Here is a 25266-nt window from a genome sequence, read left to right on the forward strand (position 1 = left end):
TGCCGGAGCAGAGCCGGCGCCTCGGCAGTGGTGCGCTCAGGCGAGCGCGGGCTCGCGGTCGGAAGAACCGGAGGTCTCCGTGACGGCCATGCTGAGCTGGTCGTTACGGGCCTGGAGTCGGCTGACCTCGGCTTCGAGGTCGCGCACCCGGTTCTGCAACCGGCGCATCTCCTGAACCATACGAGGATCGGAGCCGCCGACGTGGCCAAACAGAGCCTTCGCCATGATGTGGGTCCTCCACACTGAGTGACCAGTTGTGATGTGCGCATGCGGTGTTCCGCAGGATTCGTGACGTGTTGGCCACGAGCGGGCCGGAAATGTTGCGCGGTGTACTTTCCAGAGTCTCACCGTGCGCGCTACTGGTCAAGGTTCGATTACGACAGTCGGTAACGGCCAGACCCCGGACGGACACGTCCTGGGCATGTGGCACCGCGCCATACGAACCAGCGGTCACCCCCGTCGCCGGGTTCGTTCCAGAGTCCTCGGGCTCAGGGGCCCTCGTCCTCGACCGCGGGTGCGGTTCGCATCGCGTTACCCCTCCAGCATACTCACCGCTCGACGAATCCGTTGAAGGTGCCCCCGGGTGAGGCCCAACGTTCGACGACGGATTCGACGCGGCCGGGCGTCCGGCCGCCGCGCAGATGCCCCAGGAGCCGTTCGCACGCGCGCCGCTCTCCCTCGGCCACGACCTCGACACGGCCGTCGGCGAGGTTGGTGGCAGCACCCACGAGCCCTTCCTCGAGCGCTCTGGCCCTGGCCCACCAGCGAAAACCCACACCTTGTACCTGGCCGCGCACCCACGCGGTGAGCCTGACCTGCTCGTCCGGATACTCGGCAGCTCCGGTGTTCCCGTCCGTGTACTCGTTCACTGCCCGCGCCGTCCTTACCTTCACGACAAACTTTCCTCACCACGATGCCCCACCACGTGCGTCCCGTGCGTCACTGCTTCGCCGCAGGCAGGCCGGGCGCCGGCTCGGGCCGCCCCCGTTCAGCGGCGCCGGGCGGGGGCCGGCTGGCAGCGCGGGCAGGAGAAGGAGGACCGGTTCATGAAGGCTTCGCGCACGATGAGCGCACCGCAGCGGCCGCACGGCTCGTCGCGGCGCCCGTAAGCGTTCAGGCCCCGTTCGAAGTAACCGCTCTCCCCGTTGACGTCGACGTAGAGCCCGTCGAAGGTGGTCCCGCCCACCTCCAGGGCCTCGCCCATCACGTCCTGAACGTGCGCGATGAGGGAGAGCGCCTGGGCGTCGGAGAGCCCGCGGGTGGACCGGCCCCAGTGCAGCCCCGCCCGCCACAGGGCCTCGTCCGCGTAGATGTTGCCCACGCCGCTGACCACCGACTGGTCGAGCAGGGCACGCTTGATCTCGGTGCGTTTGGTGCGCAGGGCCCGGACGAGGTCCTGCGGCACGAACGCGGGGTCGAGCGGGTCCAGGGCGATGTGGTCGATCACGGAGGGGACGCCGGGGTGCTCGCCTGCGGTGTCGACCATCAGGTGCCCGAAGGTGCGCTGGTCCACGAACCTCAGTTCCTGGCCGTCCGACAACGGCAGGCGCACCCTCAGGTGCTTCTCGTCGGGCTTGCCGGAGGGCTGCACCAGCATCTGGCCGCTCATGCCCAGGTGGGCCAGGAGCATGTCGCCGGTGTCCAGCACCAGCCACATGTACTTGCCGCGGCGGCGCACGGACGTGGGCACCGCACCGGTCAGGCGCGCGCCGAAGTCGGCGGCGCCGGGGGCGTGGCGGCGGACCGACCGCGGGTGCAGGACCTCGACGGTGCCGATCGTGCGGCCCACGGCGTGCGTCTCCAGGCCCCGGCGGACGACCTCGACCTCTGGTAGTTCGGGCACGTCCGTTACCCCTGTCCCCCGTCGTCGCCGGTCTTCCCGGAACGGGCCCGGATCGCCTTCCAGGCCGATTCGGCGGCCTGCTGCTCGGCCTCCTTCTTGCTGCGTCCCTCACCGAGCCCGTAGCTCTCGCCGGCCACACGCACGGTCGCGCGGAAGGTCTTCTGGTGGTCGGGGCCGGACTCGTCCACTTGGTACTCGGGCACCCCGAGCATCTCCGAGGCGGTGAGCTCCTGCAGGGACGTCTTCCAGTCCAGTCCCGCACCCAGGCCGGAGGCGGTGGCGATGAGCGGGTCGAACAGGCGGTGCACGAAGTCCGAGGCGGTCTCGAGGCCGCGGTCGAGGTAGACCGCACCGATGATCGCCTCGAGGGTGTCGGCCAGGATCGAGGACTTGTCGCGGCCCCCGGTGCCCTCCTCGCCACGTCCGAGCCGGATGAACCCGCCGAGGCCCAGGCCGCGGGAGACGTCGGCGAGCGCACGCATGTTGACGACGGCGGCCCTGAGCTTGGCGAGCTGCCCTTCGGGCAGGTCGGGGTGCTTGCGGAAGAGGGTGTCGGTCACCACCAGGCCGAGCACGGAGTCGCCGAGGAACTCCAACCGCTCGTTGGTGGGCAGGCCGCCCTTCTCGTAGGCGTAGGAACGGTGCGTGAGGGCGCGCAGGACGATGCCCGCGTCGACCTCCACACCGATGGCCTTGTTGAAGGCCCGGGACTCGGAGGCGGAAAGTTGCTGGTTGGCCACGCGTGATCACTTCCATGGTCGTGCGCGCCGGGCGGGTCCGGGTCGGCGCAGGCAGCCCCCGGCCCTTCCCCACCTCCACCTGCCCGGCGCTGGGCGGATCGGGCGCGTGGACCGGTTTCGGCCCCGGTGCTCGAAAACGAGGTGATCGTCGCGGGAGCACGACTCCCCCGGCAGCCACCACGATCTCGGGAACCACGGCCCGTGGACCGGACCCTGACGCACCCGTAGGTTGCGCCACCACTCTACAAAGCCCCGGGCACAGAAGTGCCGCGCTCCCCCTCAGTGGGGAACGCGGCACTCCGGTGTCCGGTCTCTCCGCGGGCCTCGGGCCCAGGCAGGAGCACGGCTCAGCTCGGGTTGACGACCTGACGGTTGTTGTAGGTGCCGCAGGTCGGGCACGCGGTGTGGGGCTGCTTCGGGTCGCGGCAGCGCGGGCAGGTGGCCAGCACCGGGCGCTGCGCCTTCCACTGGGAACGACGGATCCGGGTGTTGCTCCGCGACATCTTCCGCTTCGGGACGGCCACTTCAATCCTCCTGGGTCACCCCCGCGCGGTCGCGGGAGATCGATCGTCTGGTCGGCCCCGCGTGCTCTGCGGGGTGGGTGCTCCGGTCACGGGGCGCCCGGGCCGGTGGCCGGGACCCTCCCGTGTGCACGGGGCAGTGCTCTCAGCGCTCGCCGGGGTCCTCCGCGAGGTTGCGGAGAGCCTCCCAACGGGGGTCGATGCGTTCTCCGTGACCGTGGTCGGGACCGGCCTCGGCGAGCTTGACCCCGCACTCGGAGCACAGGCCGGGACAGTCCGGACCGCACAACGGTGAGAGCGGGAGAGCGAGAACGACGGCGTCTCGGACCACGGGTTCGAGGTCGAGCAGGTCGCCCTCAAGATAGTAGTCCTCTTCCTCCTCGTCCGCGTCCTCGCCGTCGACACCCTCGCCCTCGTCGGACTCGTACCGGAAGAGCTCCTGGTAGTTCGCCTCCAGGTCGTCCGAGAGCGGGTCGAGGCAGCGCGAGCACTCGGCCGCCATCCGCCCCCGGACGGTGCCGGTGACGAGGACGCCCTCCATCACGGCCTCGAGCCGGAGGTCGAGTTCGATCTCCGCGCCTTCGGGGATGGACGCCATCGGTGTCGCGAACGCCTCGGAGACGTTCACGATGCGATTGACGGTCCGCATCGACCCCGGCTGGCGGCCCAGCGGGCGGGTGTCGACCACGAACGGGTCACGGGGATCAAGACGGGACTGGGTCATCGCGCTTTCACGAAAAGGGTTGCGGAGCTTGCCGGACACCGCGCACGTGTTGTGGCCGATGCCGGGAAACGGGACCGGTGGTGTTCCGTTCCGGGTCCCCTCCGGGGGCGGGACTCGTGGTGTCCCTCCTACGGAGCGGCAGGGCGAGGACCGTGTGCTACGGACAGCGCCCATGGTCGAACCACGATTCTACCTATCATCTCCGCGACCACCCAAATCAATCCCGGACCGGATGTTCGTCACTGCTCCGTGGCACGTTCTTCGTACTTCTCCCGCAGGCGCTTCTGGACGTAGGGGGTGACCAGGCTGGAGACGTCGCCGTTGTGCTGGGCGATCTCCCGCACGAGGCTGGAGGAGAGGAACGAGTACTGCGGGTTCGCGGTCATGAACACCGTCTCCACACCCGAGAGCCGGTAGTTCATCTGGGCGATCTGGAGCTCGTAGTCGAAGTCGCTGACCGAGCGCAGGCTGCGGACGATGGTGTCGATCCCGTTGGCGCGGCAGAAGTCCACGAGCAGGCCGTCGAACTCGGCGACGGTGACGTTGCCGAGCTCCGCCGTGCCCTCGGAGAGCATGTCGAGCTTCTCGTCGACGCTGAACAGACCGCGTTTGTTGATGTTGTTCAGCACGGCGACGACGACCTCGTCGTACTGCTTGGCGGCCCGGCCGACGATGTCGATGTGACCGTAGGTGACTGGGTCGAACGATCCCGGGCAGACGGCACGGCGCACTGTGGATCACCCCTTTCCGAAGGCTGTCGTACTGCCGGGACGGGCTTCCCCGACCACGGGGTCCGCAGACGTGGGACACACATCACATAAGCCTTGATCCCGACATATCATGTCCAGGGCGTGCATGACGGACACATACCCCCCGTCATCCTCCCCCATCCGCATCCGCTGACCGTGACCCGGATCCCCCTCACCGGGCGCCGGGCCGCGTGCCGAGCGCACCCGCACCGGCCACGGACCCGAATGCGCGGCCCCTCGCCTCGGCCCGGGCCCGCGCAGCGCGGCGCGGGGCCGGGCGCAGCGGTACCCCGGACCGGGCAGGACTCCGGGGCTCAGGCGGTGGGGCGGGCGTACCAGAGGACGGCCTCGCCGTAGACGCGGCTGCGATCGCGTACGAGCCCGTCGGGCCATGCGGGTTCCGGGCTCCGCTTGGAACGCTCCAGGACCACCACGGCGTCGGGGGTGAGCCACCCCTGGTCCACCAGGGCCCCGAGCACACCGCCGATCCCCTCCTCCCCCACCGTGTAGGGCGGGTCGGCCACGACCAGGTCGTACGGCCCGTCCGGGCCCCGCTCGAGGACCCGCTCGACGCGGTCGGCGGCGATACGTGCGGGCATCCGCAACGCCTTCGTGTTCGCCCGGATGATGGCGGCGGCCTTCCGGTCGGCCTCGACCAACAGGGCGTGCCCGGCCCCGCGCGAGAGCGCCTCCAGGCCGATCGCGCCCGACCCGGAGTACAGGTCCAGCACACGTGTGCCCTGCAGCGTTCCCAGGTCGGACTGGGCCGAGGAGAACAGCGCCTCCCGGGCACGGTCACTGGTGGGGCGGGTCGTGCGGCCGCCGGGGGCGTCGATGCGCCGCCCGCCCGCGGTTCCGGCGATGATGCGGGTCATGGCACCAAGGTAGCGGCCGACCCGGCGTGGGACGCCCCGCAGGGCTGTACCCGACCTCCGGCTAACATCGCACACCTGCCACCGGAACCGCGGCTCAACCCTTGTCGAGGTATTCGGCCCTCTCCTCGGGCAACAGGGTGTCCAGAGCATCGGCGAGCGGCGCATGGGTCAGCTCCGGGTCCTCCGTGATGTGGCGGGCGGCCTCCTCGCGCGCCCGGCCGATGAGTTCCTCGTCGCGCAGCAGTGTGAGCATGCGCAGGCTGGAGCGGGAGCCGGACTGTGCATCGCCGAGCACGTCGCCCTCGCGGCGCATCTCCAGGTCCACGCGGGAGAGCTCGAACCCGTCGGTGGTCGCAGCGACCGCGTCGAGCCGTTCGCGTGCGGGTGTGCCCGCGCCGGCCTCGGTCACGAGCAGGCACAGGCCGGGGAGTTCACCGCGTCCCACACGTCCGCGCAACTGGTGGAGCTGGGAGACCCCGAACCGGTCGGCGTCCATGATCACCATCGTCGTGGCGTTGGGCACGTCCACACCGACCTCGATGACCGTGGTCGAGACCAGGACGTCGATCTCCCCCGCGGCGAAGCCCCGCATCGCCTCGTCCTTCTCCTCGGGGGACATCCGCCCGTGCAAGGGCTCCACCCGGAGGTCGGCCAGGATCTCCTTCTGCAGACGGGCGTGCAGGTCCAGCACGGAGGCCCCGGGGTCGTCGTCGGTGTCTCCGATACGGGGACACACCACGAACGTCTGGCGTCCGGACCGGACCTCCTCGCGCACCCGTTCCCAGGCACGGGCCAAGAAGTGCGGTTTCTCCAGCGCCGGCACCACGTGTGTGGACGTCCCCGCGCGCCCGGACGGCAGCTGTGTGAGAGAAACGACATCGAGGTCGCCGTAGACGGTCATCGCGACGGTCCGGGGGATGGGTGTAGCGGTCATCACCAACACGTGCGGGCGTCCGACCGTCGCCTTCTCCCGGAGGGCGTCGCGCTGCTCCACACCGAACCGGTGCTGTTCGTCGACCACGACCAGCCCCAGATCGGCGAAGGATACGTGCTCCTGCAGCAGGGCGTGGGTGCCCACGACGATCCCGGACTGCCCCGATGCGGCCTCCAGCAGGGCCTCGCGCCGTGCCGCCGCACCCATCGACCCGGTGAGCAGGCTCACCCTCGTCGCGTGCTCGGCCCCGTCGATCTGCCCGGCCCGCGCCAGGGGGCCGAGCATCGCGGTGATGGAACGGTGGTGCTGCTGGGCGAGGACCTCCGTGGGCGCCAGGAGCACGGCCTGCCCCCCGGAGTCGACCACGCGCAGCATCGCGCGCAGCGCCACGAGCGTCTTGCCCGCGCCGACGTCGCCCTGCAGCAGGCTGTGCATGGGGTGGGCCCCGGAGATCCGTTCGGCCAGACGCTCGCCCACGTCCTTCTGCCCGTCGGTGAGGGTGAAGGGCAGCTGCGCGTCGAAGGCGGCCAGGATCCCGTCGTCGCGCCCGGGCCTCGGCCGGGTCGACAGTTCCTCGGCCTTGTGGCGCCGCATCGCCAGTGCGAGCTGGAGCACGAACGCCTCGTCCCACTTCAGGCGCTTGCGGGCGCGGTCGATCTCCTTGTCGGTCCCGGGACGGTGGATCCCGCGCAGGGCGTCGCCGATGCCCAACAGGCCATGGCGTTCACGTACCTGCGGCGGCAGCGGGTCGGGCAGTCCGTCCGCCCACGGAAGGGCCATCTCCACGCCCACGGCGATACGCGCGGAGTCCAGGCCCTTGACCGCCGGGTAGACCGGTATGAGCTCGTCGGCGTAGGCCCGCGCTTCCTCCTCCGACAACTCCTCGCCCTCCAGGAGCTGGTACTCGGGATGGTCCAGCTGGCGGCGCCCCCGGTAGGTGGAGACCCGCCCCGAGATCATCGCAAGCCGTCCGGGCACGAGTTTGCCCTGGTGGAAGGAGCCGCGGTTGAAGAAGGTCAGGTGCAGCCGCCCGGTACCGTCGGTCACGGTGGCCTCGAGCATGTCCATCCGGCGGCGTTTTCCCCGGGCGGGGATCGTGCGGCGGCGCGCGTCGAGCACCCGGGCCTGCACCGTGACGTCCTCACCCTCCCGGAGCGCGGCGAGGTCGGTGAGGTCGCCCCGCCGGTCGTAGCGCCGGGGATAGTAGCGCAGCAGGTCCCCGAGGGTGTGCAGGTCGAGTTTGTCCTTGAAGGCGCGCGCCGAGCCGCCGAGGGGCCTGCGCAGCGGTTCGTCCCAGGTACTCACTGTGGTTCCCGTCCGGATTCGGTGATGACCGCCTGATCAGCGCCACATTAGAGGCTCGGGGACCGTTTCCGTGGCCCGGATCCCGGCCGGGCGCCCCGGGGTCACAGGACCGCTTCGGCACCCAGCCCTTCTCAAGCGGGGTATACTGGTTCCAGTTCATCGCGTGTTCGCTGTGCCCGCACGGCGGATCCGATGCTCCGGTGGGTGACGGAGCACTGCTCTCACCACGGCCCACCTTCGCACGAAGACGTTCGGTCTGCGGCCCGATTCCGCGTCCGACCATGCTTTTCGTGTACTCTTCGACGGTTGGCGACCGTGTCGTCGACCTGCCCTCGACCTCTCCCGGTCGGTTCAGACCCTTCGCGTGCGGCGACGTGCGCGATCCCGAGCGCTTGAATGGAGTTACCGTGGCTTCCGTTTGCGACGTCTGCGGCAAGGGACCAGGGTTCGGTAACAGTGTTTCCCACTCGCACCGTCGCACCCGCCGCCGCTGGAACCCCAACATCCAGACCGTCCGCACCCGTGTCGGTGGCACGCCCAAGCGCGTGAACGCCTGCACCTCGTGCATCAAGTCCGGCAAGGTCGCCGGCTAGGGCTTCGGCCGCAGAATTCTTCGAAGCGCCCTCCGACACCGTCGGGGGGCCTTCGTCGTTTCCGGGGGCTTCGGGAGGCAGGGCCGGGTGTGCGCCCGGTGCGGGTACGGGCGGCCCCGGGACGCGGCCGGCACGGGGACGGAGCCGGTCCGCGCAGGTTTCTTCCGGCGGGGCCTCAAAGGTTGCAGACGTGGCCGTTCAGCGAGCAGCGCACCGGCGGGGCCTCAGGGTCCCCCATGGCATCGAAGGAGATCGTGGCCGACTCCCCCGGGGCGAGGCCGTCGCGACCTCCGGGCTGGCGCGCCAGGATCCCGTCCTCCAACGGTTCCCAGTCGGCATCGCGGACCTCGGTGACCTCGGCGTCGTCGAAGGCCAGCGCCAGCTCCCAGGTGTCCAGGCGGCTCTCGGACGTGTTCGTGAGCGTGACGCTCCCGGTGAAACCCACCGTGCTGCGGTCGACCACACGGTAGACAACGGTGGTGGGTTCGGTACCGGCCTGGGTCCGTGGGCCGTCGGTGCTCCCGGGGGACCGCTCGGTCGAGCCCTCGCCGGGTGAGGAGTCGGGTCCGAGGTCCTCCGTCGCCCCGGGGTTCTCCGAGCTGCCGGAGTCGCCGCCGAACTGCAGGTAGATCTGCGTCGTGCTGTAGCCGAAGAGCAGCAGCCCCAGGAGCACGCCGGAGACGACCAGGACGTTGAGCAGGCGCGGGGGCTCCACGCGCCTGGGTACGGTGCTGCCCAGGAATCCGCTGACGCGCCTCAGGGCACCGGCGTCCTCGGGTTCACTGCGGTGCGCGCCGCGGCGCGTGGCGCGCCGCTTACCCATGCCGCTCAATGAACCGCCTCTCGACGCTGCTCCGTATCTCGGCCGCAGACCTCTCCTCGCCTCGTGCGAGCCGCGCGGGGAAAGCCTGGCGTGCGAGCCGAAGAGGACGAATCCGTTCGTGCTCACCCACGGTCGAAATGGCTCCAGCCCCCGCTTGGGGGGCGGCCCCCGTCGACCGTGACATCACCAACGGTGCCCTCCTGGGCCTCTTCCGACACCTGCTCGACCCGTCCCACGGTGTACCAGTGACCGGGGAGCTCTGCACCGGGCGGGAAGGTCGCCGCGAGCGCGTGGTCCTCCCCGCCGGTCAGCATCAGATCCCGCGCGACCTCCTGTTCCCGCCCCGGTTCGGTGCCCAGCACCCGGACGGCTTCCAGTAGCTCCGGGTCGGGACGCAGTGACATCGAGTCCAGATCGATATCCACAGCGCTCGCCCGGGCCACGTGGCCGAGGTCTTGTACGAGCCCGTCACTGATGTCGAGCATGGCGGTGGCCCCCAGGCGGGCGGCCTCCACCCCGGCGGTGTAGGGCGGGCTGGGGCGCCGGTGCTCGGACAGGCAGAGTGCGGGGCCGTCGATCCCCTGTTCCAGCAGGGCCAGACCGGCCGCGGACAGCCCCAGGGGGCCTGTGCAGGCGACCACGTCCCCCGGCCGGGCCCCGTTGCGGCGTACGGGGTCGGCGCCGCCGAGGTCGCCCAGTGCGGTGATCCCGAGGGTGAGGGTGTCCGAGCCCACCATGTCTCCGCCCACGACCGTTCCGCCGGCGACCGCGCATTCGTCGCGTACACCTGCGGTGAACTCCTCGGCCCACTCCACTGGCAGATCGTGGGGTGCCGCGAACCCGATGAGGAGGGTGGTGGGGCGCGCACCCATCGCCGCGATGTCGGCGAAGTTCTGCGCGACCGCCCGGTGCCCCACGTCGCGGGCGCTCGACCACTCTCGGCGGAAGTGGCGGCCCTCCACGAGCATGTCGGTGGTGGCCACCGTTCGCCCGTCGGGTGCTGCGACGATCGCTGCGTCGTCGCCGGGGCCGAGGATGACGTCGTCCGTGGTGGGGAATTGGGCCGAGACACGTGTGATCAGAGTGAACTCGCCCAGACCCCCGATGGTGTTCTGCACAGGAATCAGGGTACGGTGACGCTCCGGCGCGTGGCCCCGGACCTCTGCGGAGGCGGTGGCCAGCGCCGACACTTTTTTCGCCACCAGTCGTGCCTTACCCGGTCGGCCGGTGCTCCGTCGCCCCACACCGGCTCGGCCCGAAGGAGATGAACACATGGTGAAGGCTTACATCCTCGTCCAGACCGAGGTCGGCCAGGCCTCGGAGGTCGTCGGACGTGTACGTGACATCCCGGGGGTGGAGGAGGCCCACGACGTCACCGGTCCCTACGACGTGATCGTGCGGGCCCACGCCGAGGACGTCGACGCACTGGGATCGCTCGTGGTGGCCCGCATCCAGCGCCTGGACGGGATCGCCCGTACTCTTACGTGCCCTATCGTCAATATCTGAGCGGGTCCCGACGGACCCAGAGATCCTCTTTCCGGGCCTGCAGAGCGGGGTGGCTGAACAGTGCGCAGACGTGGTTTCGGGACAGCGGCGGCACCGGCCCTCGGTGTGGTCCTGCTCGCCGCCGGTTGTGGAGCGCAGACCGTGCAGATGAGTCCCCCGGAGACCGACGGGACCACCACGGAGGTCTGTTCGGAGTTCGTCGACGAGCTTCCCGACACCCTCATGGAGGAGGAGCGCGCCGAGATCCGGCCCGAGAGCGAGATCATGGCGGCCTGGGGCGATCCGCCCATCAGCCTGCGCTGCGGGGTCCCCCGTCCCGACGGCCTGCAGCCGGACTCGCTCCTGGAGGAGGTCAACGGGGTCCCGTGGCTGCCACAGCCCGAGGACGACCCGACGATGTTCACCGCGGTGGGCCACGAGGCCTACGTCGAGCTGCAGGTGCCTTCGGGGCACGGGGCTCCCGCGGCGGCCATGACGACGGTGAGCGACCTGATCTCCGAGCACGTCCCGGAGCTGCCGGAAGGGACGCTCTGACCTCTCCGACGCGGAGAAGGGGTCGGCGGCCGGACCGCCGACCCCTTTGCTTTTCCCGGGACGAGGGGGATGCCGCCGTGTGCGGGACGGTGGTTACCCGGTCTCCTCCTCGGAGCCCTCGTCCTCGGCGTCCTCGTCGGCGCTGCCGTTCTCCTCCTGCTGACCGCCGGCCTGGCCGAGCTGCTCCTCGATCTGCGGGGCGGTCTCGGAGAACTGACCCGAGCACGCGGCGCCCGGCTCCGGGACGTCCTGGCCGCGCTCGTAGAGCTGCACGTACCGGTGCAGGTCCTCGTCGTCGGCGCTCTCGGCGGTGATCTGCCGTGCCCAGCTGGAGGCGACGATGGGGGCCTCCATCTCACCCTCGTAGGGCGTGACGAGGAGGTAGTCGCCCGCGTTGTACATGTCGTTGAGCGCCTGGATCTCCTCCTCGGGGAGCTCCGGGTCGTAGTTGATCCAGACCGCGCCGTGTTCCAAGGAGTGCACGGCCAGTTCCGGGGTCACCGGCTCGGGGTAGACACCGCAGTTCTGCCAACTGTCCCAATGATCGCCACCGACCGGGGGAGACTCCTCGTAGTCCACCCTCTGGCCCATGTCCAAGTGATTGTTGGTGACGCCTTCGAATTCTTCGACCCCCGCGATGTTGCGGCTCCGGAACTCCATGACCACGGCGAAGACGAGGAGACCCACCACCAAGGCGGCCGCGGTGCTGACACCCGCGATCTTCCACGCCCGCTTGCGGCGTTCTTCCTTGATGCGCTGGGCCTTGAGTTCTTCGGCCCTGCGCCGTCTTTCCTCGGCCGTCTTCTTCTTGGCCACTAGGTCTCCCGGGATAGGGGTGATCTACAGGTACTTACCTATCCTCTACCTTGTCAGCACAGTTGGGCGATACGACCAGGATGTAACCGATGGAACACAATGACCAGCACGCGGAAACCTCCGCTGACACCGACGAGACCGAGCAAACGGCGCCGGGCCCCTCGTCGAGGACCACCCCGACATGGCTCGCTGTGACATTCACCGCCCTCGCACTCGTCGCCGGTTTCCTCGTGGGTCGGCCCTCCCACCCGCTGGACAACAGTGCGGACGCCGGTTTCCTGCGGGACATGACCGCCCACCACGCTCAGGCCGTGGACATGTCGATGGTCATCCTGGACAAGACGGACGATCGCCAGCTGCACACCATCGCCACCGACATGACCCGCACCCAGCAGGCACAGATCGGCATGATGCAGGGTTGGCTCATGGAGTGGGAGCTGCCCTCGCGCGGTACGGAACAGCCCATGGCGTGGATGGCCGGGTCCGGTCACGACCACGGCGGCGGTGCGGGCGAGGTGCCCGAGCGGATGCCCGGACTGGCCACGGACGAGGAGCTCGAGGAGTTGGACGGGGCCGAGGGCGAGGAGGCCGAGATCATCTTCCTGGAGCTGATGATCGACCACCACATCGGCGGGATCGAGATGGCCGAGGCCGAGGTGGAGCTCGGCGGCGAGGACATCGTCGTCGACCTGGCACAGGGGATGGCCGACGCACAGCAGACCGAGGTCGACCTCATGGAAGGCATGCTCGAGGACCGGGGCGTGGAACCGCAGGCCTGACACCGGACACGCAAAAAGCCCGACCGCACAAAGGGCTCAGTCCCAGAGCACGTGCACGGTACAAGGCCTTCTGAGTCAGAAGAAACCCAGAAGCTCAACCACACAAAGAGCCGAGCCCCAGCCCTCGTGTGGCTGAGCAGACCCGAGCCCTGTGTGCAAGGGCACAGGGCTGCGTAGCGGACGCCTCGCCGAGCGCAGGTGCGGACGCCATCACCCCAGGTCACAGCGGCGCGGGCCTGCGTTCGGCACGCCCGTGACCGCCCCGCCACCTCCACTGAAGGCGCCCCGGAGCCCCGCGAAGGCATCTCACAGGGCCGTTTCACCGCCACCCCGCAGCACTACGACACGAAGTAGCACTACAGTTTGTAGTACTACTCGCGGTCGGCACCTGAGAGGCGGGCATGGAAGCACTTGACCTCGCGAGGTGGCAGTTCGGGATCACCACGATCTACCACTTCCTGTTCGTCCCCCTGACGATCGGGCTGTCCTTCATCGTCGCCGTACTCCAGACGTTCTGGCACAGGACCGGGCGGCACGAGTACCTCCAGGCCACCCAGTTCTTCGGCAAGCTGTTCCTCATCAACTTCGCCATGGGTGTGGTCACCGGCATCGTCCAGGAGTTCCAGTTCGGCATGAACTGGAGCGAGTACTCGCGCTTCGTCGGCGACGTCTTCGGAGCTCCCCTGGCCATGGAAGCGCTCCTCGCCTTCTTCCTGGAATCCACCTTCATCGGCCTGTGGATCTTCGGCTGGCACCGGCTCCCCCGTGCCGTGCACCTGGCCTGCATCTGGCTCGTCGCGATCGGCACCAACCTCTCGGCGTACTTCATCCTCGCCGCGAACGCCTGGATGCGGAACCCGGTCGGCCACGAGATCAACGAGGAGACCGGACGCGCCGAGCTCACCGACATCTGGGCGGTCCTGAGCAACGACCAGGCCTGGTCCACCTACGTCCACACCGTCAGCGCCGCCTTCGTCACCGCCGGCCTGTTCGTCGTCGCGGTCTGCGCGTACAAGCTCTGGCGCAACACCCACCACGGCGACACCGGGAACACGGGCGAGGCCCCGTCCGCGCGCGAACACTCCCTGTTCCGCGGCGCACTGAAGGTCGGCCTCGTCTTCACCCTCCTCGCCGGCGCGTTCACCGTCCTGTCCGGCGACCACCAGGCCAAGCTCGCCGCCGAGTTCGAACCCATGAAGCTCGCCGCGGCCGAGGCCCACTGGGACAGCGAGGAGGGCGCACCGTTCTCCACGTTCGCTGTCGGCGACACCGACCAGGGCCACAACCCGATCGACGTGGGTGTCCCGAACGTGCTCAGCTTTCTGGCCACGGGCGAGTTCGACGGTGAGGTCCACGGGATGAACGACCTCCAGGAGAGCTACGAGGAGTACTACGGCCCCGGCGACTACATCCCGAACGTTTTCGTCGTCTACTGGGCCTTCCGCCTCATGATGGGCCTGGGACTGTTCGGCATCGCCGTCGCCGCCGCGGGTCTCTACCTCACCCGCGGCCGTGAACGCCTGCCACGGAACCGGTGGTTCTACTACGCCGCCATGGCCGCGCTGCCCGCGGCGCTCCTGGCCAACGTCTTCGGCTGGATCCTCACCGAGATGGGCCGTCAGCCCTGGACCGTGCACGGTGAGCTCCTCACCGCCGCGAGCGTCTCGCCCGGGGTCGATCTCGGCACCGTCGCGATGAGTCTGGCCCTCTTCACCGCCGTGTACGGAGGACTCTTCGTCGTGGAGGTCGGCCTGCTCCGGAGATACATCAAGAAGGGGCCCTCCCACCTCGTCCCCGACCTGGATGACGACGAGGACGAGTCCACGATCCCGCACTTCAGCTACTAGGAGGCCCGGCCATGGATCTCGCTCTCGTCTGGTTCATCGCCATCGCGGTCCTGTGGACCGGCTACTTCTTCCTGGAAGGGTTCGACTTCGGGGTCGGTGTGCTCCTGCCGTTCACCGGGCCGCGCAACTCCGTGGACCGCAGGGTCGCCATCAACTCGATCGGCCCCGTCTGGAGCGCCAACGAGGTGTGGCTGATCACCGCGGTCGGCGCCATGTTCGCGGCCTTCCCGGCCTGGTACGCGTCGGTCCTCAGCGGTTTCTACGTCCCGATGCTGGTCGTCCTCCTCTCGCTCATCGCACGGGGTGTGGCCTTCAAGTACCGCAGCAACCGGGACAGCGACCGTTGGCGCGAGTACTGGGACCTCGCGATCTTCTACGGGAGCGCGGTACCCGCGTTCCTGTGGGGTGTGCTCTTCGCCAACCTCGTACAGGGTGTGGCCATGGGCCCCGACCACGTCGTCACAGCCGGGCTGCTCGACCTGTTCACGCCGTACGCGCTGCTGGGCGGGCTGACGACACTGTCGCTGTTCACCCTGCACGGCGCGGTCTTCCTGACTCTGAAGACCGAGGGCCCGGTGCGGGTACGGGCCCGGAACGCGGCGTTGTACAGCGCCGTGGCCGCGGTGCCCTCGGTCGTGGGTTTCGCGGGATGGACACAGGCCGCACACGGACAGGACTGGACGTTCTTCACCGCGGCCGCTGCCATGGCCGCGCTGGTCCTCGGGGTCGCCTCGACCCGGCGCGGGCGTGAGGGCTGGTCGTTCCTGTGGACGGCGTTGTCCGTGCTCACCCTGACGGTGACGGTGTTCGGCTCGATGTATCCGAACGTGCTGCCCTCGACGACCGACCCCGCCCACTCGCTCACCGTCGCCAACGCCTCCTCGGCCGACTACACACTCACCGTCATGTCCTGGGTCGCGTTGGTGGCGCTGCCGGTCGTCATGGGGTACCAGGCGTGGAGCTACTGGGTGTTCCGCCGGAGGGTGACCGGGGAGGCCGTCACCGGGGAGAGTGTGACCGCCGGCGGCGGGGGCGGGGACACCGGAACAGCGGCGGTCGCCGACCCCGGTCCCCCGCGGAGCTGACCACCCCGGTTCTGGGCACCCCCGGGCCTGTGCGCACGTTCCCGCGTCCGCACACGGCGTCGGGGGTACTCCGGTTCCACCGGTTACGGCCCGAGGGAACCGCACGACCACGGCACACCGCGGAACACTGTTCCGGCCCCGACCCGCACAGCGGCGTCCCGCGGAACCCGATCCACCCACCACACGGACGAGGTGCACCCGACGATGAAACCTCTCGACCCGCGCCTGGTGCGCACCGCGAGCGCGGTCCGCGTGCACCTGGGTGTGTCCGTGGCAGCAGGCGCGCTCACCACCGGTCTGATCCTGATCCAGGCCTGGCTGCTCGCCCGTACCGTCACCGGCGCCTGGAGGGGCGAGGGGATCGACACCCTGGGCTGGGCCGTGGCCGGGGTCGCCGCCGTCGCCGTGGCCCGCGCCGTGCTGTCCTACGTCGCCGAGGCCTCGGCCCTGTACAGCGCGGCCCGCACCAAGTCACAACTGCGGCGCCGCCTCGTCGCCCACGTGACCGGGGGCCGGGGACGCGTGTGGACGGCGGGCCCCTCCGACACGGACGACGGCCGGGAGGGTGCGCCCAAGGCCGGGGAGCTCGTCACCCTCGCCACCCGCGGGCTGGACGCTCTCGACGACTACTTCGCCCGTTACCTCCCCCAGCTCGCTCTCGCGGCGATCGTTCCGGTCGCGGTGCTCACGGTGGTCTTCTGGGCCGACTGGATCTCCGGTGTGGTGATCCTGGTGACGCTGCCGCTCATCCCGATCTTCATGGCGCTCATCGGGATGCACACACAGGCACGCACCGACAAGCAGTGGCGGCTGCTGAGCCGGCTCGGCGGGCACTTCCTCGACGTGGTGGAAGGCCTGCCCACGCTCGCGGTGTTCCGCCGGGCCAGAGCACAGGCCGCGATCATCCGCAGGGTCGGGGACCAGCACCGCAGGGCCACCATGGGCACGCTGCGGGTCGCGTTCCTGTCGGCCTTCGCGCTGGAACTGCTGTCGACGCTGGCGGTCGCGCTGGTGGCGGTCGAGGTGGGGCTGCGCCTGCTGGGCGGGCACATGGACTACCAGACCGCTCTGCTCGTCCTCGTCCTCGCCCCGGAGGCCTATCTGCCGTTGCGTGAGGTCGGGGCCCGTTTCCACGCCAGCATGGAAGGTGTGGCCGCGGCCGAGGGCATCTTCACGGAGCTGGACCGCGAACGCGGACCCGCCGACGGCGCGCACGCCCCCGAGCCGGTGGGGGTCCCTGCCCCCTCGGCCGCGGGGGACCTGCGTCTCGAGGGGGTCGGGCTCACCCACCCCGGGCGTGACAGGCCCGCGCTGGACGGGTTGGACCTGACCGTGCACGCCGGCGAGCACGTGCTGCTCACCGGGCCGAGCGGGTCGGGCAAGACGACGTTGCTGTCGCTGCTGCTGCGGTTGAACGAGCCCGGCGCCGGGAGGGTGAGCGTGCGTGCCCCCGGGGGCGCGTGGGAGCCGCTCTCCGGGGTTCCGGCCGAGGACTGGCGTCTGGGTGTGGCCTGGGTGCCCCAGTACCCGTACCTGTTCGACGTGTCGGTGGCCGACAACATCCGCCTGGGCGCTCCCGAGGCGACGATGGAACAGGTCAGGGAGGCCGCACGGGCTGCCGAGGCCGACACGTTCGTCTCCGCTCTGCCCGATGGCTACCGGACCCGGTTGGGTGAACGCGGGGCCCGGCTGTCGGCAGGCCAGCGACAGCGCATCGCGCTGGCCCGGGCGATGTGCCGGAACGCCCCGCTCGTGCTGTTGGACGAACCGACCGCCCACCTGGACCCGGAGAACGCGGCAGCGGTACGCACCGCGGTCGGGCGGCTGGCACGCGGGCGGACCGCGATCGTCGTCGCACACGACCCCGGGTGGCTGACCCGGTCCCTGGGTGCGCCCGAGGAGGACTCGGAGGCGCCGCCGTTGCGGGTCGTCGAACTGCAGGTGCCGAGTGTGGACGGGGGTGTGCGGCGATGACGCGGGACAACGGTGGCAACGGTCATCCGGAAAGCGCGGTCCCAGGAGTCACGGACCCGGGGGCGCAGGTGCCCGAACGCGAACGCCGACGCGACCCGCTGCGGCGGATGATCGCTCTGGCCCGGCCCCGCAGCAGCCGGTTCGCTCTCGGTGTCCTGCTGGGCGCGGCCGCGACCGGGGCCGGGGTGGCCCTGTTGGGTGTGGCTGCGTGGATGCTCGCGGTCGCCGCGGACCATCCGCCGATCACCGCGCTCAGCGTGGCGGTGGTGGCCACACGCGCGCTCGGGGTGAGCAAGGGCGTGAGCCGGTACCTGGAGCGTCTGGTCACCCACGACGCCGCGTTCCGGACCCTGGCGGAGGTGCGGGTCCGTGTGTACAGGAGGCTCGCGGCGACCGAACCCTTCGGCCGGTTCCGTACCGGTGACCTGGTCTCGCGCCTGGTCAACGACACCGAGGCGACGTTGGACCTGCTCGTGCGCGGGCTCACCCCTCCCCTGGTGGCGGTGGTGACCGGCGGGACGACCGTGCTCGTGCTGACGGTGGTGTACGTGCCCGGGGGTGTGTTGCTCGCGTCCGGGCTGCTGTTGTCCGGGTTCGCGGTGCCGTTGGCGATGGCGGCGCTGGGCAAGGGGCCGGGGCGGCGGCAGGCCGAGGCGCGGGGGGCGCTGTCCACGACCCTGGTGGACACCCTGCACGGCGCGCCGGACCTGGTGGCCTACGGGGCGATGGACCGCCAGGTCGCCCGGGTGTACGAGGCGGACGAGGTACTGACGCGGGTGGAGCAGCGTGATTCGGCGGTCCTGGGCCTGGGTGCCGGGGCGACGGCGCTGGTCACCGGGCTGACGGTGTGGGGTGCGCTGTTGCTGGGTGTGCTCGCGGTGGAGGACGGCACGATCGGTGCGGTGTCCCTGGCCGTCGTGGTGCTGACGACCCTGGCGGCGTTCGAGATCGTGGCGCCGTTGCCGGCCGTGGCGGGCAAGCTGGGGGCGATCCGGGCGAGCGGGGCGCGGCTGTTCGGGGTGCTGGACACCCCGGCGCAGACGGCCCCGGCCCGGAAGGAGGACCTGGCCGGGGACGTGTGCGCGGACCGGGCGGCCGTCACGGTGAGCGGCCTGCGCGTGCGCTACGGGCCGGAGGACCCGTGGGCACTGGACGGGGTGGATCTGGAGGTTCCCGAGGGGGCCACTGTCGCGGTGATCGGCCCGAGCGGGGCCGGCAAGAGCACGCTGGCGTCGGTCCTGCTGCGCTTCCTGGAGCCGGACGAGGGACGGGTGGAGCTCGGCGGTGCCGACATCACGGCCTACCCGGCGGACGAGGTGCGTGCGTCGGTCTCGGGTGTGCCCCAGGATCCGCACGTGTTCGCCTCGACCCTGCGCGAGAACCTGCTCCTGGCCCGCCCGGGGGCCGGGGACGAGGAGCTGTGGGAGGCGTTGGCGCGGGTGAGCCTGGCCGAGGAGGTGCGGGCCGTGCCCCGGGGCCTGGACACGGAGGTGGGCACGCACGGGACCGGGCTCAGCGGCGGCATGGTGCAGCGTCTGGCGTTGGCCCGTGCGGTGCTCGCCTCCCCGAGGGTTCTCGTCCTGGACGAACCGACCGCGCACCTGGACGCCGACACCCGCGACACGGTGGTCTCGGACCTGTTGGACGCCGCTGAGGGGTACTCGACCCTGCTCATCACACACGACCTCGCCGGACTCGACCGTGTGGACCGCATATACGTGGTGCGGGAGGGGCGTGTGCTGCAGTCCGGTACCCATGCCGAGCTGCTCGCCCAGGAGGGTTGGTACCGCGACGTCGCCGGATGAACCGGTCCCTTCCCTCGCGTCACGGGCGCTGCGGAGAGCCGTTAGGGTTCGCCCGTGAGCAATCCTGTGCGTGAGATCTTCGGCGGTTTCGGACATCTACTGCGTGGCGTGGGCATTCTGCTGAAAAGGCCCCGGCTGTTCCTCCTGGGGGCCCTACCCGCGGTGTTCGTGTGGCTGGTCTTCCTCGGGCTCTTCGTGGCCCTGGTGTTCAACATCGAGGATCTCGTGGGCTGGGCGACCCCCTTCGCCTCGGACTGGGACGACCTGTGGCAGGGCCTGGTGCGCGGCGGGATCTCCGTGGTGGCCCTGGTGGGCGCGTTCCTGGTGTTCGTGGTCTCGTTCACGACGGTGACACTGGCCGTGGGTGCGCCCGTCTACGACAAGATCGGCGAGCTCGTGGAGGAGGAGCTCGGCGGCGCACCGGAAGAACCGGACGAATCGCTGACGGCCTCCGTCCTGCGCGCGATCCGCCAGTCCGTGGTGATCGTGCTCGTCTCCCTGGCCGTGACCCTGCTCGTCTTCCTCATCGGCCTGGTGCCGTTCGTGGGCTGGATCGCCGGACCGGTCCTCGCGGCCGTCACGGGCGGGTGGCTGCTCGGGATCGAGCTGGTCGCCAACGCCTTCGACCGGCGCGGGCTGCTGCGGCTCAAGGACCGCCACCGGTCCATGTCCACCCGGCGGTTGCGCGTCCTGGGGTTCACGGTCCCCACGTACTTCCTGTTGGCGGTGCCGTTCCTTGCGGTGGTGGTGTTCCCGGCCGCGACGGCGGGAGCGACCATGCTGGCCCGGGACCTGCTCCCGGCCGCGCCGCCGGAGACGCAACCGGAGAACGAGAAGGCCTGAGCCCTATTGCAGGAGCGCCGCGGCCTCGATGCCGAGGGCGAACGGCGCCCCCAGGTGCACAGAGGCACCGGGCACGGCCCGCTCGACCGTCTGGTACTTGCCGCCCTCGGGCACGGAGAACAGCGCGATCCCGCCCTTGCTCGGGTCGGTCACCAGGTAGAGCGGCACACCGGCGCGGGCGTATCCCTTGATCCTGGCCTTCCAGTCGTGCAGGGCGCTGCTGGACGAGACGGCCTCGACGGCGAGTTCGAGGTCCTCCGCCGACCGGAGCCAGACCTCACTCCTAGCGACCGCCGTCGGAACCACGGCAAGATCGGGAACGTATCGGTCCTCGCTGTCGGGGATCCGAACGGTCACCGTCCGAAGGCTGCGCATGCCGGGCAGATCTGCCCGGATCAGCGCCTCTTGCAGCGTCGAACAGCGTCGGCAGATCCGCCATCGTCTCCACCATCCGCTCATCGGTAGCACAGACCATTCTCTACCCCTGCGGTGTTCGGAACACCTCGAAGACAGCGGAGCGAGAACCACGCCACAGGGTTTTCCACAGGCCCGCGTCTCGACTCAGCGCAGGCCGACCGACCTGCGCAGCGCCGTGCTGATCATGCGCTCCACGAGAGCCGTGTAGTCCACCCCGGTGGCCGCCCACATCTGCGGGAAGGCCGAGGAAGGGGTGAAGCCGGGCATCGTGTTGAGCTCGTTGACGAGCACCCGCCCGTCCTCGGTGTAGAAGAAGTCGACGCGGGCCAACCCCTCGCAGCCCATGGCCTCGAAGACGTCCGCGGCCATGGCGCGCAGCCGGCCCACGGCCTCCTCGGGGATCTCCGCGGGGATGGTCAGGCTGCTGGTCGACAGGTACTTGGCCTCGAAGTCGTAGAAGTCGAAGCCCTCGGCGACGTGGATCTCCGCGGGCTGGGACACGTCGGGCACCCCGCCGTCCTCGGCCTCCAGCACACCGCACTCGATCTCACGTCCGCTGACCTCGGCCTCCACGAGCACCTTCGGGTCGTGCTCGCGTGCGGCGTCGACGGCGGCGACGACGGCCTCGGTGTCGGATGCGTCGGGCACCCGTGTGATGCCCACGCTGCTGCCGGCGCGCGCGGGCTTGACGAAGACCCCTCCGCCGAGCTCGGCGATGTCGTCCAGGACGCGCTTGCGTTCCTGCTCCCACTGTCTACCGGTGACGGAGACGTACTCGATGGTGGGGATGCCGTTGCCGAGGAGCATGGACTTCATGAAGACCTTGTCCATGGCGGCGGCGCTGGAGAAGACCCCGGCCCCGGCATAGCGCACCCCCATCATCTCGAACAACCCCTGCACGGTGCCGTCCTCGCCGAAGGGCCCGTGCAGCAGCGGCAGGACGACGTCGACCCCGCCCAGACGCTCGGGCACCTGCCCGGGTTCGGCGACCATGAGCTGGCCGGCGGTGTCGAAGGGCAGCGCGAGGTCGGTGCCCTCGCCGACGCTGGGCAGCGTCCTGGTCTCGGCGTCGATGCGTAGTTCGCCGGGGTCACCGGAGGTGAGCACCCAGTTTCCGTCGGGTGTGATTCCGACGGGCACGACCTCGTACCGGTCCCGGTCGATGACGGACATCACGCTGCCCGCCGTGACACAGGAGATCTGGTGTTCGGAACTGCGTCCGCCGAAGACGACGGCGACCCTGGTCTTGCGCTGCTCGGACGACATACTTCCTGCCCTCGTGTATCGGCTGTGGATGGAAAACGACCTGCGAACGGGGTCTACCCGTTGTCGAGCGCCCGGAGCGCGTCATCGACGAGGTCCTGTGGATCCTCCAGGCCGACGGAGAAGCGTACCGCGCCCGGGGAGATGCCCGCGGCACCCAGTTCCGCCTCGTTCATGGTGCGGTGCGTGGTGGTGGGCACGTGTCCGGCGAGGGTGTGGGTCCCGCCGAGGGAGGGCGCGATGGTGCTGAGCCGCAGCCGGTCGGCGAAGGCCATTCCGGCGTCCCGGCCGCCCTTGGGGTGGACGGTGACGATACCGCCGCAGCGTCCCTGGTCGAAGAGCTTACCGGCGAGGGCGTGCTGGGGGTGGGAGGACAGCGACGGGTGGTCGACGCGCTCGACTGCGGGATGGTCCTCGAGGGCGGCGGCCAGGGCTGCGGCGGATTCGCTCTGGCGGGCCACGCGCAGCGGCAGGGTCTCCAGGCCGCGGTGGAGCAGGTAGGCCTCGTCCGGGGCCAGGCAGGGGCCCAGGTCCACCCGGGTGGCGCGGACACGGTCGATGAGGTCGCGGCCTGCCACCGCCACGCCGCCGGTGGTGTCGCTGTGCCCGCCGATGTACTTCGTGGCCGAGTGCACGACGACGTCGGCGCCGAACTCCATGGGGCGGCAGATCGCCGGGGAGGCGAAGGTGGAGTCGACGACGAGCCGGGCCCCGGCCTCGTGTGCGATCTGTGCGAGTGCGGGCAGGTCGGAGACGGTCATCGTGGGGTTGGACAGTGTCTCGGTGAAGACCACCCGCGTCTCGGGGCGCACCGCGGCACGGACGGCGTCCGGGTCGGTGACGTCGACGAAGTCGGTGCTGACCCCGAAGCGGCGCAGCAGCCCGTCCAGGAGCGAGTAGGTGTTGCCGTAGATGGAGCGGGCGGCCACGACATGGGCGCCGGCCTCGGTGAGCGCCATGAGGACGGTGCTGAGGGCCCCCATACCGGACGAGAAGGGCTGTCCGTGCACCGTCTCGTCGAGGCCGGCGCCTTCCAGGGCCGCGACCGCCGATGCGAAGGCGTCAGCGGTGGGGCTGTCGATACGGGCGTAGGAGTACCCGTCCTGGCTCCCCGACATCACGTCCGCGAACTCCTGGGAGGTGTCGAACGCGTACGTGGTCGCCCGGTACACGGGCATGCGCAACGGGCGTTCGGCGGGGACGGGTGCCTCCGGGAGGGACAGCGCCCGGGTGTTCTCCCCGACGGGGCCGGACCCTGGTGTGTGTGGCATGGTGCTCGCTCTCAGGCCTGCGCGGGCCCGGCTCAGACCCCGTAGCGTTCCGGTTTGGTGCTGCGGGACATGAAGCCGACCAGCGCTTCGGCCGGGCTCAGGTCGTGGTGCATCATCTTGACGACGGACTCGGTGATCGGCATGTCGACCCCGTGGGCCCATCCGAGGCCGAGGACGGACTCGGAGGACTTGACCCCCTCAGCGGTCTGTTTCGTCTGCGCGACGACCTCGTCGAGGGTCATACCGGCGCCCAGTTTCTCACCGAAGGTCCGGTTCCGCGACAGAGGGGAGGAGCACGTCGCCACGAGGTCCCCCATCCCGGCCAGGCCGGACAACGTGTGCTCGTCGGCTCCCAGCGCCACCGCCAGGCGGGTGGTCTCGGCCAGGCCGCGGGTGATGAGCGAGGCCTTGGTGTTGTCCTTGAAGCCCATCCCCTCGGCCACGCCCACGGCCAGCGCGATGACGTTCTTCATGGCTCCGCCGACCTCCACGCCCACCAGGTCGGTGCTGGTGTAGGGGCGGAAGTACGTGGACTTGAACAGCTTCTGCAACCGGACCGCGGTCACCTCGTGCGGACAGGCGACCACGGCCGTCGCCGGCTGGCGTTCGGCGATCTCCCGAGCCAGGTTGGGCCCCGACACCGCCGCGACACGTTCGGAGGAGCACTCCAGGACCTCGGTGATGATCTCGCTGACCCGCATACGCGTGCCCAGCTCGACCCCCTTCATGAGGCTGACCACGACCGCGTCCTCGCGCAGGTGCGGCTTCCACGCGGCGAGGTTGTCGCGCAACGACTGCGAGGGCACGGCCAGGACCACCACGTCGGCCCCGGCGACGGCCCCGGTGGCATCGGTGGTGGCCCGCAGGCGGGGGTTGAGCGCGAGGCCGGGGAAGTAGTCCGGGTTCTCGTGCTTGTCGTTGACCGCGTCCACGACGGAGGAGCGGCGCCCCCACAGCACGACGTCGACGGCCGGCCTGCCGGGGTCCTCCTCCCGCGCCAGATCGGCCGCGTCGGCGATGACGTTGGCGAACACCGTCCCCCAGGAGCCCGCTCCCAGGACCACGATCCGCACGTTGTCGGGTTCCATGGCTCCTAGGCCTCCGCGTCGTTCTTGTCCCGGGGGCTCTCGTCCCCGCCGTCCTGCCCGTTCCCGGCGCGTTCGGCGGCCTCGCGCTCGGCCTTGCGCGCCTTCTTCATGTCGAAGGGCTCGGCGGGGGGCTCCTCGCCGCGGATGTCGGCCTGCAGAGCGGTGATGTCGGCCATGATCGCTTCGGTGGCCTGCTGCAGGACCGTGGCGGTCAGGGGCTGACCGCGGAGACGGTCCAGGTCCACGGGCGGTCCGACCTTGAAGTACACACGCTTGCGCGGGGGAAGCAGGTGGGGCTTCTTCCGGCCGTAGGGCAGCAGCTGCTGCTCGCCCCAGTGCGCGACGGGCACGACCGGGACCCCGGTGGACAGGGCGATGCGGGCCACGCCGGTCTTGGCGGTCATGGGCCACAGGTCAGGGTCGCGGGTGCAGGTGCCCTCGGGGTAGAAGATGACCGAGGAGTCGTCGCGGGTGAGGGCCTTCTCCGCCTCCTCCAGTGCCTTGACGGCGTCGGTGGTGCCGCGCTTGATGGGGATCTGGCCGGTGGCCCGGGCCACAGAACGCACCACAGGGATCTTCATGACCGAGTCCTTCATGGTGAAGGTGGGCCAGCGGCGGGCGCCGATGTAGAGGAAGTGCGCGACCGTGAGCGGGTCGAGTACGGACAGGTGGTTGGTCGCGATGATGGCCCCGCGCTGTTCGGGGACGTGCTCGGTCCCCTTCCAGTCGGGCTTGTAGACCAGCCACAGCGTCGCCCGGACGATCCGGGACACGACCCACTTGACCCAGGCTGATTCTCGATTCTTGGCCACGGGACTCCTCTTGATCCATCGCCCCCGGCCCGGTCGGGCCGGAAGCACAACCTACGCATTCTAGATCGTTGATGGGAAATCTCTGAACTGGTCGCGAGCACAACGAAGGGCGCCCAAGA

The 25266-nt window shown here is 70.2% G+C and carries 26 protein-coding genes; 9 read left to right on the top strand and 17 right to left on the bottom strand.

The genetic code is table 11. The features are described 5' to 3' along the window. Positions 1-36 precede the first annotated feature (36 nt). The 9 genes from D456_RS0110970 to recG form a co-directional block, all read right to left on the bottom strand. Positions 37-225, bottom strand: coding sequence for a hypothetical protein (locus tag D456_RS0110970; RefSeq protein WP_017576227.1), 189 nt, complete (start codon positions 223-225; stop codon positions 37-39). 323 nt (positions 226-548) lie between these two features. Next, positions 549-869, bottom strand: coding sequence for an acylphosphatase (locus tag D456_RS0110975; protein ID WP_017576228.1), 321 nt, complete (start codon positions 867-869; stop codon positions 549-551). A gap of 119 nt (positions 870-988) precedes the next feature. Beyond that, a complete protein-coding gene (mutM, locus tag D456_RS0110980) occupies positions 989-1843 on the bottom strand; it encodes a bifunctional DNA-formamidopyrimidine glycosylase/DNA-(apurinic or apyrimidinic site) lyase (RefSeq protein WP_017576229.1) in 855 nt (284 codons plus the stop codon). A gap of 5 nt (positions 1844-1848) precedes the next feature. Continuing rightward, positions 1849-2583, bottom strand: coding sequence for a ribonuclease III (gene rnc / locus D456_RS0110985; RefSeq protein WP_017576230.1), 735 nt, complete (start codon positions 2581-2583; stop codon positions 1849-1851). 347 nt (positions 2584-2930) lie between these two features. Next, positions 2931-3107 (bottom strand): 50S ribosomal protein L32, encoded by a 177-nt coding sequence (rpmF, locus tag D456_RS0110990; RefSeq protein ID WP_017576231.1) that lies wholly within the window; start codon positions 3105-3107, stop codon positions 2931-2933. A gap of 142 nt (positions 3108-3249) precedes the next feature. Next, positions 3250-3828 (bottom strand): YceD family protein, encoded by a 579-nt coding sequence (locus D456_RS0110995; protein ID WP_017576232.1) that lies wholly within the window; start codon positions 3826-3828, stop codon positions 3250-3252. A 239-nt stretch (positions 3829-4067) separates the two neighbouring features. After that, positions 4068-4559, bottom strand: coding sequence for a pantetheine-phosphate adenylyltransferase (gene coaD, locus D456_RS0111000; protein WP_017576233.1), 492 nt, complete (start codon positions 4557-4559; stop codon positions 4068-4070). Positions 4560-4891: 332 nt separating this feature from the next. Next, entirely contained in the window at positions 4892-5452 is a 561-nt protein-coding gene (rsmD, locus tag D456_RS0111005; RefSeq protein WP_017576234.1) for a 16S rRNA (guanine(966)-N(2))-methyltransferase RsmD, read from the bottom strand. 94 nt (positions 5453-5546) lie between these two features. Beyond that, the gene (gene recG, locus D456_RS0111010; RefSeq protein ID WP_017576235.1) at positions 5547-7691 is read right to left on the bottom strand and encodes an ATP-dependent DNA helicase RecG; all 2145 of its coding nucleotides are present in this window, start codon (positions 7689-7691) and stop codon (positions 5547-5549) included. Between the two features lie 407 nt (positions 7692-8098). Between recG and rpmB the strand changes: the two genes are divergently transcribed. Beyond that, the gene (rpmB, locus tag D456_RS25605; RefSeq protein WP_017576236.1) at positions 8099-8284 is read left to right on the top strand and encodes a 50S ribosomal protein L28; all 186 of its coding nucleotides are present in this window, start codon (positions 8099-8101) and stop codon (positions 8282-8284) included. Between the two features lie 175 nt (positions 8285-8459). On the opposite strand, the gene D456_RS0111015 is transcribed toward rpmB, so the two are convergent. Next, the gene (locus tag D456_RS0111015; RefSeq protein WP_017576237.1) at positions 8460-9107 is read right to left on the bottom strand and encodes a cellulose binding domain-containing protein; all 648 of its coding nucleotides are present in this window, start codon (positions 9105-9107) and stop codon (positions 8460-8462) included. Between the two features lie 122 nt (positions 9108-9229). Continuing rightward, the gene (locus D456_RS0111020) at positions 9230-10225 is read right to left on the bottom strand and encodes a thiamine-phosphate kinase (RefSeq protein ID WP_026115763.1); all 996 of its coding nucleotides are present in this window, start codon (positions 10223-10225) and stop codon (positions 9230-9232) included. A 154-nt stretch (positions 10226-10379) separates the two neighbouring features. Between D456_RS0111020 and D456_RS0111025 the strand changes: the two genes are divergently transcribed. Continuing rightward, positions 10380-10613: an Lrp/AsnC family transcriptional regulator gene (locus D456_RS0111025; protein ID WP_017576239.1), complete on the top strand. Its 234-nt coding sequence runs from the start codon at positions 10380-10382 to the stop codon at positions 10611-10613. A gap of 60 nt (positions 10614-10673) precedes the next feature. Then, entirely contained in the window at positions 10674-11147 is a 474-nt protein-coding gene (locus D456_RS0111030; protein WP_026115764.1) for a DUF3515 domain-containing protein, read from the top strand. Between the two features lie 93 nt (positions 11148-11240). Here the strand turns inward: D456_RS0111030 and D456_RS0111035 are convergent, their stop codons facing one another. Beyond that, a complete protein-coding gene (locus D456_RS0111035; RefSeq protein ID WP_017576241.1) occupies positions 11241-11963 on the bottom strand; it encodes a DUF3105 domain-containing protein in 723 nt (240 codons plus the stop codon). A gap of 89 nt (positions 11964-12052) precedes the next feature. Here D456_RS0111035 and D456_RS0111040 point away from each other — a divergent pair, with 89 nt between their 5' ends. The 6 genes from D456_RS0111040 (at position 12053) to D456_RS0111065 (ending at position 20296) form a co-directional block, all read left to right on the top strand. Then, positions 12053-12742, top strand: a complete 690-nt coding sequence (locus D456_RS0111040) for a DUF305 domain-containing protein (protein ID WP_017576242.1) — start codon at positions 12053-12055, stop codon at positions 12740-12742. Positions 12743-13143: 401 nt separating this feature from the next. Then, entirely contained in the window at positions 13144-14589 is a 1446-nt protein-coding gene (locus tag D456_RS0111045; protein ID WP_017576243.1) for a cytochrome ubiquinol oxidase subunit I, read from the top strand. 11 nt (positions 14590-14600) lie between these two features. Beyond that, positions 14601-15674, top strand: coding sequence for a cytochrome d ubiquinol oxidase subunit II (gene cydB / locus D456_RS0111050; RefSeq protein ID WP_017576244.1), 1074 nt, complete (start codon positions 14601-14603; stop codon positions 15672-15674). 204 nt (positions 15675-15878) lie between these two features. After that, complete coding sequence (cydD, locus tag D456_RS0111055; RefSeq protein WP_017576245.1) at positions 15879-17648, top strand: thiol reductant ABC exporter subunit CydD; 1770 nt, start codon at positions 15879-15881, stop codon at positions 17646-17648. A 107-nt stretch (positions 17649-17755) separates the two neighbouring features. Further along, a complete protein-coding gene (gene cydC, locus D456_RS0111060; RefSeq protein ID WP_230479947.1) occupies positions 17756-19453 on the top strand; it encodes a thiol reductant ABC exporter subunit CydC in 1698 nt (565 codons plus the stop codon). A gap of 66 nt (positions 19454-19519) precedes the next feature. Next, positions 19520-20296 (top strand): EI24 domain-containing protein, encoded by a 777-nt coding sequence (locus tag D456_RS0111065; protein ID WP_017576247.1) that lies wholly within the window; start codon positions 19520-19522, stop codon positions 20294-20296. Positions 20297-20299: 3 nt separating this feature from the next. On the opposite strand, the gene D456_RS23980 is transcribed toward D456_RS0111065, so the two are convergent. The 5 genes from D456_RS23980 to D456_RS0111090 all read right to left on the bottom strand — a co-directional run bounded on the left by D456_RS23980 (position 20300) and on the right by D456_RS0111090 (position 25147). Beyond that, the gene (locus D456_RS23980; protein ID WP_083904557.1) at positions 20300-20755 is read right to left on the bottom strand and encodes a Uma2 family endonuclease; all 456 of its coding nucleotides are present in this window, start codon (positions 20753-20755) and stop codon (positions 20300-20302) included. Positions 20756-20857: 102 nt separating this feature from the next. After that, entirely contained in the window at positions 20858-21979 is a 1122-nt protein-coding gene (locus tag D456_RS0111075) for a D-alanine--D-alanine ligase family protein (RefSeq protein WP_017576249.1), read from the bottom strand. Positions 21980-22032: 53 nt separating this feature from the next. Continuing rightward, positions 22033-23247 carry a trans-sulfuration enzyme family protein gene (locus tag D456_RS0111080; RefSeq protein ID WP_017576250.1) on the bottom strand — a complete coding sequence of 405 codons (1215 nt, stop codon included), beginning with the start codon at positions 23245-23247 and terminating at the stop codon, positions 22033-22035. Positions 23248-23279: 32 nt separating this feature from the next. Then, positions 23280-24335: an NAD(P)H-dependent glycerol-3-phosphate dehydrogenase gene (locus D456_RS0111085; protein ID WP_017576251.1), complete on the bottom strand. Its 1056-nt coding sequence runs from the start codon at positions 24333-24335 to the stop codon at positions 23280-23282. Between the two features lie 5 nt (positions 24336-24340). After that, a complete protein-coding gene (locus tag D456_RS0111090) occupies positions 24341-25147 on the bottom strand; it encodes a lysophospholipid acyltransferase family protein (protein ID WP_017576252.1) in 807 nt (268 codons plus the stop codon). Positions 25148-25266 lie beyond the last annotated feature (119 nt).

Source organism: Nocardiopsis kunsanensis DSM 44524, from assembly GCF_000340965.1.
Lineage (GTDB): Bacteria > Actinomycetota > Actinomycetes > Streptosporangiales > Streptosporangiaceae > Nocardiopsis > Nocardiopsis kunsanensis.